Genomic DNA, 390 nt, shown 5'->3' on the forward strand with positions numbered 1-390 from the left:
CGTCCGCCCAGCCCCTGGCGGCAGGAGCCCGGGTAGGGGAGTTCGGCATGCCTGTCGCGCTCGCCGTGCTTCTGGAGGTGCGCGCGGGCGATGTCCGCGCGCGTGCAGGCGCACGGATAGGCGAGCCCGTCCTGCACGAGGCGGTCGAGCACCTCGGCGTAGCGCACGTGGCGGGCCGACTGCCAGAGCACCGGCCCGTCGGGGTGCAGGCCGCAGTCCGCGAGCTGGCGCAGGATGGTCTCGGCCGCGCCGGGCTGGCAGCGGGGCGTGTCCACGTCCTCGATGCGCACCAGCCAGGTGCCGCCGCGGCCGCTGTCCGCGGTGCGGGCATCCAGCCAGCTCGCCAGCGCCGCCACCAGCGATCCCGCATGCAGAGGGCCGGTGGGCGAG

General features: G+C 76.4%; 1 protein-coding gene. It reads right to left on the bottom strand.

The genetic code is table 11. The features are described from left to right. The coding region (locus tag GVL61_RS24655; RefSeq protein ID WP_235037907.1) for a glutamate--tRNA ligase family protein at positions 1-356 on the bottom strand (356 nt) is incomplete at its 3' end. Positions 357-390: the final 34 nt, after the last annotated feature.

This window comes from Novosphingobium sp. 18050 (assembly GCF_902706195.1).
Lineage (GTDB): Bacteria > Pseudomonadota > Alphaproteobacteria > Sphingomonadales > Sphingomonadaceae > Novosphingobium.